Raw genomic sequence first — 7,674 nt, forward strand, 5'->3', positions numbered from 1 at the left:
TTGAAGTTCACAATTGTCTCAAATACAGGTCTTATACTAAGCGACAAATCGCTAAGTATAATTTCACGGCTGAGACCAATAGCACTTGTTACTCCGGGCTGAATAGTAATTCTATTTTGTATTTTTCTTTCTAAATTTTTAGGCAAAAATAAACAGTATCTATTCAAAATTCCACACGACTGTAAAATTCTAAATAAATACTGTTTTTAATTAACGGAACTATATAATAAAAATCATTTTCTCGTCGATATTAAAATCCGCAAAATAAAAAATCAGAACACTATCTAATCCTTGTGGAGGATGGCATCAAATGATAACTAAACTAAAGAACCACTATCCCTATTTATCTTCCCATCCCAATTGAGCAATAACATTCAATGTATCGCCATTCTTTATCCAATGAGTTGATGTGTGGTTTTCTGAATCTACCTTAGCAAATGACAATGGTTCACTTTCCAAATTAAGTTCTTTTTCATACTTAATGTCCATACTCTTCAAATGATGACTGGCAATATAATCCGTATCTAATGTATCTACCATCCAGTCAAAATAGTAAGAGTTATTAACATGTTTATTAACATCGATATTGTAGTAACCGATATGTTGTGGTTGTTTGAAATCATAATCTTCGGGTACACGTAAACGAGCAAATCTCTGAATTCGATTAACCTCTTCAGCCCCAAATTTATTTTCCAAACGATCTGCAGCACTGACGATTTTACGCTCCTTAATATCAATCAAAACAAAAGCACTTTGGGCTTTGACCATAACATTACCGTCCATATCTTCAACCCAGAAATCACGATAGAAAAAGTACTTATTATAACTTGTTGCTTGTGTAGTAACTTTTAATTTTTGTCCTAAATGTGGCATTTGATTGATATCCATATGATATTGAACAACTACCCATCCTAAGCCATTGTTCATAACCATCTCTGTACTATCAGCATCAGCTTGGTGTAATTGTTTTTCGGAAGTTAGTAGCATAATGTCAATCAAGGCTGATAAACGGATATCACCTGTAAAATTGACAAAATAATATGGTACTTCTACTTCCATTGAATATGTTTCTCTGTCTGTCACTATTCTTCCTCTCCAATTCCATGATAAAGGTTATACACCGTTTGTTTCTTCAAACCATTGCCAGCGGCTACTTCTTTGATAGCCTTATTAGGTTTCTTACCGTGGTCTATCAAGTTATCCACTGCCGCCACTAAATCAGCGTCTGAACTAGTTTCCATTTGATCAGCTGGTTTCCCTGCAATTATTAAAACATACTCACCCTTAGGATCATTTTCTTCATAATATTGGGCGACATCTTGTAAACTACCACGTAAAAAAGCTTCGTGAATCTTAGTCAATTCACGAGCCAAAGTTATCTGTCGCTCTGGACCAAACTTGGCAATTAAATCTTGAATCGTCTTCTTCACTCGATATGGCGATTCATAAACAATTGTTGTTTCATTACGATTAGCCAAATCCACTAAAGCTTCTGTTCTTTCTTTTCCCTTACGAGGTAAAAAGCCAAAGAAATAAAATGGCTGTGGTTCTATACCAGAAGCTATTAGAGCCGTTATTGAAGCCGTAGCACCTGGTAGTGGGACTACTGGAATTTCTTCCTTAATAGCAGCTTTAACTAGCTCTTTACCCGGATCACTGATCGATGGAGCTCCAGCATCACTAACCTGTGCGATTTTTAGACCTGAATTCATTTTTTCAATTAATTCGGGAATCCTTTGAGCAGTATTATGTTCATGAAAACTTATTAATTCTGTTGGTATTTCAAAATGATTTAATAAATTTTTAGTATTACGTGTATCCTCAGCTGCGACTAGATCTGCTTCCTTCAAAGTGTTAACAGCTCGAAAAGTCATGTCTTCTAAATTACCAATGGGCGTTGGCACTAAAAAAAGGCAGCCCTTCGAATTATCAACAAAACTCTTTTGTTCCTTCATTCAAATAGCTCCCCTTACTTAAATCTTTTTAACTTTTTTGTTCTTTTTCCAGTTAGTTCCATATAAAACGTTCATGCAGAAAAGACATTCTTCGTCATTATCACGGTGTGAACCGTAATATTGTTGGCAAACATGAAATCCCTTGCGATATAGTTTTTCCAAATTCAATCGCGAACCAGATAACGTGTTACCATTAAAATCCTTTTCCTCGTAACCAACCTTTTCTAAATGTTTGCGAAGATTTTGGTTTTCCAACTTAATCTCTTCGTTCTTTTCCAAAGTATCGGATAGTTCCTCTTTTAGCAAAGAAACTTTTTTACTTATATCATTTAGTTGATTTGTGATTGTTTCAAATTCATCATATAAATCTTTCTCTGCCATGATTTCACCTACTAATCCACAAATTTTAATGACAAATCTTCTAAAATTGCTTGAAACGATACATTACTTTTCCACATTTGTTCAGCTGTGAATAAGTCATCAGACATCCCTACAACTTTTTTGATTCCTTTATTTGAGAGTAAATCTTCTGTCGTTAATGTTGATTTTTCTAAATTGTACCTAATTGATAATATATCACTAAACATTTGATTCAACATGTCGAAAACCAAATGTTGCTGATTTTTATTCTCTACTAAAGGCATGATATCAGTCTGAATATCGATAAAACTATTTATTTTTTGTTTATTGATTTCTTTTAACCAATTCGTGATTGCAATCAATAGTGATTGGTATTTATCAGCTGTAATACTTTCCAAATATTTAATATCGGTGACTTTCAAGGCATCCTCGGCTTGTTCTTTTTTAAAGCCTTCATTAATTAAACTTTCAATTTCATCTTCATTACTTTTATTCGATAAATGAAATATTTGGACACGTGATTGAATTGTTGGCAAAAGTTGTTTTGCAGAATCAGCCAGTAAAATAATCATCAGATTACCCTCTGGTTCTTCAATCGTTTTTAACAAGTTATTACTGGCCGCATTGGTCATCTTCTCAGCCTCATCGATGATCAAAATTCGTCTTTTACCTTGCGTTGCCGTCATATTAGCTTCTTTTTTAAAGAATTTAATATCATCGACTCCGATACTCTGCTTCTCGGTTTCCACCTCTAAAACATCTGGATTATCCCCAAGGGCAATTGTACGACATTTTTGGCAAGTTTGATCAGGAGCGCCGTTTTGAAGATTCTCGCAAAATTGACTCTGGGCTAACCAAATAGCCATTTGCTGTCTAACCTTGGAAGAAGCACTGTCAATCAAATAAGCGTGCGACAACATATTGGAAGAAATAATTTTTTGAAATTCTTGAACAACTTTAGGCTGCTCAGTTTGTAAATTTTCCATTTCTAGAATCTCACGAATTTATCAACTGGTAAGATGAAACAAGTAGCACCGCCGACTTGAACCTCAATAGGTTCAGCCAAACTAGAAGCAGCTTCTGGCATTAAGAATGTTGGTGTAACGTATTGAGAACGTGTATGACAATTCTTCTTAATGATTGCTAAGACCTCATCAACCTTCTCTTCTTCAACACCGATAATAAAGGTACAATTACCAGCCTTCAAGAAACCACCAGTAGATGGTAATTGAGTGGCTCTAAAACCACCTTTAACAAGCTTTTCTTGTAGTTGTTGACTATCTTTATCTTGAATGATGGCTAAAATTAATTTCATAGTTATTCTCCTTTAGTAAAAATATTAGGAAATCTTTGCACAATAATTTCAACAGCATCCTGAACTACTTTATCAGGTGCTTGAGCTGCATCAACCGTCTTGATACGTTCAATGTTATCCCTAACAACTTCTTTGTAAGAATCATAGACACGTTCGTGGAAACTCATAGCAGCTTTTTCTAAACGATCCATCTGTCCAGCATGATCTTTTTTGATTCGAGCTAATCCTACATCGGGAGTCACGTCAAAGTAAATTGTTAAATCTGGCAAATGTCCCTCAATCGCAAAGTTATTAATATCAGCGACCTCTTTAGTACCGATCTGGCGTCCACCGCCTTGATAAGCAATTGAACTGTCCACAAATCTATCACTCAACATAATTTTACCTTCAGCTAAGGTTGGTAAAATTACATCAATTAAGTGTTGACGTCTAGCTGCTGCATACAATAATGCTTCTGTTCTGGCATCCATCTCTTCATCATGAATATCCAAAATGATTTTTCTGATTTTTTCAGAAATTTGACTACCACCAGGCTCTCTTGATAAGACAATTTCCTTATCAGTTTTGGCCTGCAACAGTGGCATAATTTTTTTCAGAGCTGTCGTTTTACCAGCTCCATCTGGTCCTTCAAACGAAATAAATATTCCTGGCATATAATATCTCTCCTAGATGATTACTACTATTTTACTTGAAATTGGAAATAAATGAAACTTCCTAAGATATTATTCTAAGAGAATGACAACTGAAATATACCGTTCTCCACAACAAACTCGATTGGTCTGGACTGAATCCCATTCTATTTAATCACCTAATTTTCTATTATTTAAAGTAAAAAAATAACAGTATCTATTTAGAAACTCCATACGTATATTTTATACGCACTAACGGAATTCTAAATAGATACTGTTTTTTAATTTTCGAATTAACTGAAACTAAGTAAGCGGACGACGGCATGCCATCTGTATTACCAGTGTTTTTCAGCACGGCTAGGTTGCTTCAAAAATGTATCCTCATCTCCGAAAATAATATTTGTCGTAGCCTTAGCTTTAGCTTTTCTTCTTCTTGCTTCTAGATACAAAAATTGATACTTCAATTGATCGAGTTTTAACTTGATTCTTGTCGTATCATCGATATCAACTGAATTATTCATCATTCTCTGTGTATTACCGATTCTTTGTTGAATCTGATGAATATTATCTAAGAGGCGATCATCTTCCATTTTTTGGACAGATATCTTTTTTCTACCAAACATGTTAAATCTCCCTGCGACCTAGAACCGCACTCTTCAAAGTCATTTCATCCGCATATTCAATATCAGATCCAACAGCTAATCCATGTGCTAATCTAGTTACTTTTATTCCTGCTGGCTTAACTAATTTGGCTAAATATTGAGCAGTTGCTTCTCCTTCTGGCGTCGCATTAGTTGCAATAATTAATTCTTTAACATTCTGATTAGTCTTTAAGCGATTCAGCAACAACTTAATATTCAAATCTTCTGGGCCAACTCCATCGACTGGCGATAAGACCCCTCCTAGAACGTGATACAGACCGTTATAACCATTCATATCATCCAAAGACATAATATCTTTAGCTTGTTCAACGACTAAAATAACTGACTGATCACGACTCTTATCACTACATATATTACAAATATCCTCAGTAGTAATATTTCCACAAATTCTACAACTCTTTAAATCTGTCTTTGCGGAAATTAAATTATCGGCAAACTCTTGTACTTGGTCTTTATCCATTCCAAGTGTAAAGAATGCCATTCTGGTTGCAGTTTTGCGACCAATTCCTGGTAGCATCATATAGCTATCAATTAATTTAGATATTGGTTCTGGATATTTCATTACATCAACCCGTTTGTGTATTTACCTAATTTAGCTTCTTTATCATTATCAACAGCTTCGAAGGCATTATTCAAAGCATCGATCAACATATCTTGCAAAGTGTCTGGATCATCTGGATCAATAATCTTTTCACTGATTGTCATATCAGCAATTTTCTTATCACCAGTTACCTTAACTGTGACAAAATCATCAACTGACTTACCTGTATATTCTGTTTTGTTAAGTTCTTCAGTTGTTGCTTGAACTTCTTTTTGCATCTTTTGGGCTTGGCGCATAATGTTAGCCATGTTTCCACCCATTCCACCCATATTTGGCATACCTTTACTCATAAATAATTCCTCCTAGTCATTTTTTATATCAACTATATCGTCACCAAACAATTTTACAGCTTCATCAACGGTGGGATCAGTTTTCTTTTTTGGTTCTTGCTTTGATTCTACATTGCCTTGATTGTTTAAATCAATATTATTGTCAATATATTCTTTACGAATCTTTGGCCAGTCAGCTTTAGGAACTAAAACAATTTGAGAATCCTTCTTCATCAGACGACTGACATTGTTCTCTAATTCTTTTAAAAATTCTGAATCATCTTGAGCCTGTTCAAACCACATCTCATAATCAAAGGCTACAACAACTCCTTCAGATGACGCAGCCACAGGTTCGGCGACCTTCATCATAGCACGTTGAGTTATTGAAAGCATACTCATTAAATCGGGCCAAATTTCTTTGGCAGCCATTAGATCTTTTTTAGTGGCACTACCCAAAACTTTATAGATAGCCGTCTTATTTAACCGAGCATTAGTATTAGCTCGACGCCGAGTCTTCTTAGGCTCAGTTTTTTTAACCACAGTTCCAGTTGAAAGATCCTTTACTTCATTTTGTAAATGTGAAACTTCATCTCTCAACTTATCTAATTCAGCACTGCCAACCTGATTATCACTAGTTTCATTGGTTGCTGCCGGTGCTGTACTTTGTTGAACAATCTTTGGCTCACTGATTTTAACGGTCAAGATTTCCATATAAATATCAGTTTGATTCGAATTTTTCAAATTCTTTTGCGTTGCACTGACTTGATCAACTATATAAAACAGGCGTGAATTGTCAAACTTATCTGAAATAGCTAATAACTCATCAGTCATCACTGACTTATCCATTTTACTAGATAAATCTGAATCCGAATTATACAAAATCAGATTTCGACAAACACGAATAATCATTTCCGTAAAACGTAATGCTGAACGTCCACTAGCTAAAATCTGATACAGATTAGTTAAAGCTTCAGCTGGATTATTTTCAGCAATAGCTGTCATATAGGAAACAATCTGTTCATTACTCAAAGCACCCGTTACTTCTTGGGCATTCTTCAAGGTTAATTCATCATCACCATATGACAAAGCCTGATCCAAAATACTCAAAGCATCACGCATTCCACCCTCAGCGGAAGCAGCGATAATATTTAAAGCTTCTTCATCATATTTGATATTCTTATCATTTAAAATAAATTCCATTCGTTTCAAAATATCCTGACGTGAAATACGACGGAAATTGAAACTCTGTGTTCTAGAAATAATTGTTGCAGGAATCTTTTGTGGTTCGGTTGTAGCCAAAATGAACATGACATTAGCTGGTGGTTCTTCCAAAGTCTTCAATAAAGCATTGAAGGCACCTTGTGAAAGCATATGAACTTCATCAATAATGTAAACTTTAAACTTGGCTTCGGTTGGTGCGTATTTTACTTTGTCTCTAATATCACGGATCTCTTCAACACCGTTGTTAGAAGCCGCATCAATTTCAATTACATCATTCAGACGGTTCTCATTTGCAGCTTTACAAATTTCACATTCATTGCACGGTTCGCCATCATGTGGATTAAGACAATTCACCGCTTTGGCTAAAATTTTGGCACAGGATGTCTTACCAGTACCACGTGGACCACTGAACAAATACGCATGACTGGTCATCTGACTAGCAACCGCATTGCGTAGTGTCTGAGTAATAACATCTTGGCCGATTACATCAGAAAAAGTTTGGGGACGCCAAACTCGATAAAGTGCTTGATATGCCATTTTATCTCCTTTAAAAATCTAATATATAAATTTTACCACAAGATTTTTGACAAATACTGCTTGGTAAAAAATTGGCGAATTTTATAATCAAGTTAGCCACTTTCAATAAAAGCTCAAAATAAAAA

General features: G+C 35.0%; 10 protein-coding genes. All 10 read right to left on the reverse strand.

Going from position 1 to position 7,674, the window contains the following annotated elements:
* Positions 1 to 339: 339 nt before the first annotated feature.
* Positions 340 to 1,083 carry an acyl-[acyl-carrier-protein] thioesterase gene (locus FD33_RS03260; protein WP_025085106.1) on the reverse strand — a complete coding sequence of 248 codons (744 nt, stop codon included), beginning with the start codon at positions 1,081 to 1,083 and terminating at the stop codon, positions 340 to 342.
* A complete protein-coding gene (rsmI, locus tag FD33_RS03265; RefSeq protein WP_025085107.1) occupies positions 1,083 to 1,955 on the reverse strand; it encodes a 16S rRNA (cytidine(1402)-2'-O)-methyltransferase in 873 nt (290 codons plus the stop codon). Before rsmI ends, FD33_RS03260 begins: the two co-directional genes overlap by 1 nt.
* Positions 1,956 to 1,973: 18 nt before the next feature.
* Positions 1,974 to 2,336, reverse strand: a complete 363-nt coding sequence (locus tag FD33_RS03270) for a DNA replication initiation control protein YabA (RefSeq protein ID WP_025085108.1) — start codon at positions 2,334 to 2,336, stop codon at positions 1,974 to 1,976.
* A gap of 11 nt (positions 2,337 to 2,347) precedes the next feature.
* The gene (locus tag FD33_RS03275; protein WP_025085109.1) at positions 2,348 to 3,301 is read right to left on the reverse strand and encodes a DNA polymerase III subunit delta'; all 954 of its coding nucleotides are present in this window, start codon (positions 3,299 to 3,301) and stop codon (positions 2,348 to 2,350) included.
* A gap of 2 nt (positions 3,302 to 3,303) precedes the next feature.
* Entirely contained in the window at positions 3,304 to 3,630 is a 327-nt protein-coding gene (locus FD33_RS03280; protein ID WP_025085110.1) for a cyclic-di-AMP receptor, read from the reverse strand.
* A gap of 2 nt (positions 3,631 to 3,632) precedes the next feature.
* Positions 3,633 to 4,283 carry a dTMP kinase gene (gene tmk / locus FD33_RS03285; protein WP_025085111.1) on the reverse strand — a complete coding sequence of 217 codons (651 nt, stop codon included), beginning with the start codon at positions 4,281 to 4,283 and terminating at the stop codon, positions 3,633 to 3,635.
* A 311-nt stretch (positions 4,284 to 4,594) separates the two neighbouring features.
* The gene (locus tag FD33_RS03290) at positions 4,595 to 4,882 is read right to left on the reverse strand and encodes a YaaL family protein (RefSeq protein WP_025085112.1); all 288 of its coding nucleotides are present in this window, start codon (positions 4,880 to 4,882) and stop codon (positions 4,595 to 4,597) included.
* 1 nt (position 4,883) lies between these two features.
* On the reverse strand, positions 4,884 to 5,483 hold the full coding sequence (gene recR, locus FD33_RS03295; protein ID WP_025085113.1) for a recombination mediator RecR: 600 nt from the start codon (positions 5,481 to 5,483) through the stop codon (positions 4,884 to 4,886).
* Entirely contained in the window at positions 5,483 to 5,791 is a 309-nt protein-coding gene (locus tag FD33_RS03300) for a YbaB/EbfC family nucleoid-associated protein (protein ID WP_025085114.1), read from the reverse strand. The genes recR and FD33_RS03300 overlap by 1 nt, the downstream gene beginning before the upstream one ends.
* Before the next feature lie 33 nt (positions 5,792 to 5,824).
* The gene (gene dnaX / locus FD33_RS03305; protein ID WP_025085115.1) at positions 5,825 to 7,549 is read right to left on the reverse strand and encodes a DNA polymerase III subunit gamma/tau; all 1,725 of its coding nucleotides are present in this window, start codon (positions 7,547 to 7,549) and stop codon (positions 5,825 to 5,827) included.
* Between the last annotated feature and the right edge of the window lie 125 nt (positions 7,550 to 7,674).

The sequence above is a fragment of the Companilactobacillus paralimentarius DSM 13238 = JCM 10415 genome, assembly GCF_001434985.1.
Lineage (GTDB): Bacteria > Bacillota > Bacilli > Lactobacillales > Lactobacillaceae > Companilactobacillus > Companilactobacillus paralimentarius.

Bases quoted from the DNA above. Each gene is read 5' to 3' on its own strand.
- rsmI (WP_025085107.1), bottom strand. From the start codon at position 1,955: ATGAAGGAACAAAAGAGTTTTGTTGATAATTCGAAGGGCTGCCTTTTT.
- FD33_RS03270 (WP_025085108.1), bottom strand. From the start codon at position 2,336: ATGGCAGAGAAAGATTTATATGATGAATTTGAAACAATCACAAATCAA.
- FD33_RS03275 (WP_025085109.1), bottom strand. From the start codon at position 3,301: ATGGAAAATTTACAAACTGAGCAGCCTAAAGTTGTTCAAGAATTTCAA.
- FD33_RS03280 (WP_025085110.1), bottom strand. From the start codon at position 3,630: ATGAAATTAATTTTAGCCATCATTCAAGATAAAGATAGTCAACAACTA.
- tmk (WP_025085111.1), bottom strand. From the start codon at position 4,283: ATGCCAGGAATATTTATTTCGTTTGAAGGACCAGATGGAGCTGGTAAA.
- FD33_RS03290 (WP_025085112.1), bottom strand. From the start codon at position 4,882: ATGTTTGGTAGAAAAAAGATATCTGTCCAAAAAATGGAAGATGATCGC.
- recR (WP_025085113.1), bottom strand. From the start codon at position 5,483: ATGAAATATCCAGAACCAATATCTAAATTAATTGATAGCTATATGATG.
- FD33_RS03300 (WP_025085114.1), bottom strand. From the start codon at position 5,791: ATGGGTGGAATGGGTGGAAACATGGCTAACATTATGCGCCAAGCCCAA.
- dnaX (WP_025085115.1), bottom strand. From the start codon at position 7,549: ATGGCATATCAAGCACTTTATCGAGTTTGGCGTCCCCAAACTTTTTCT.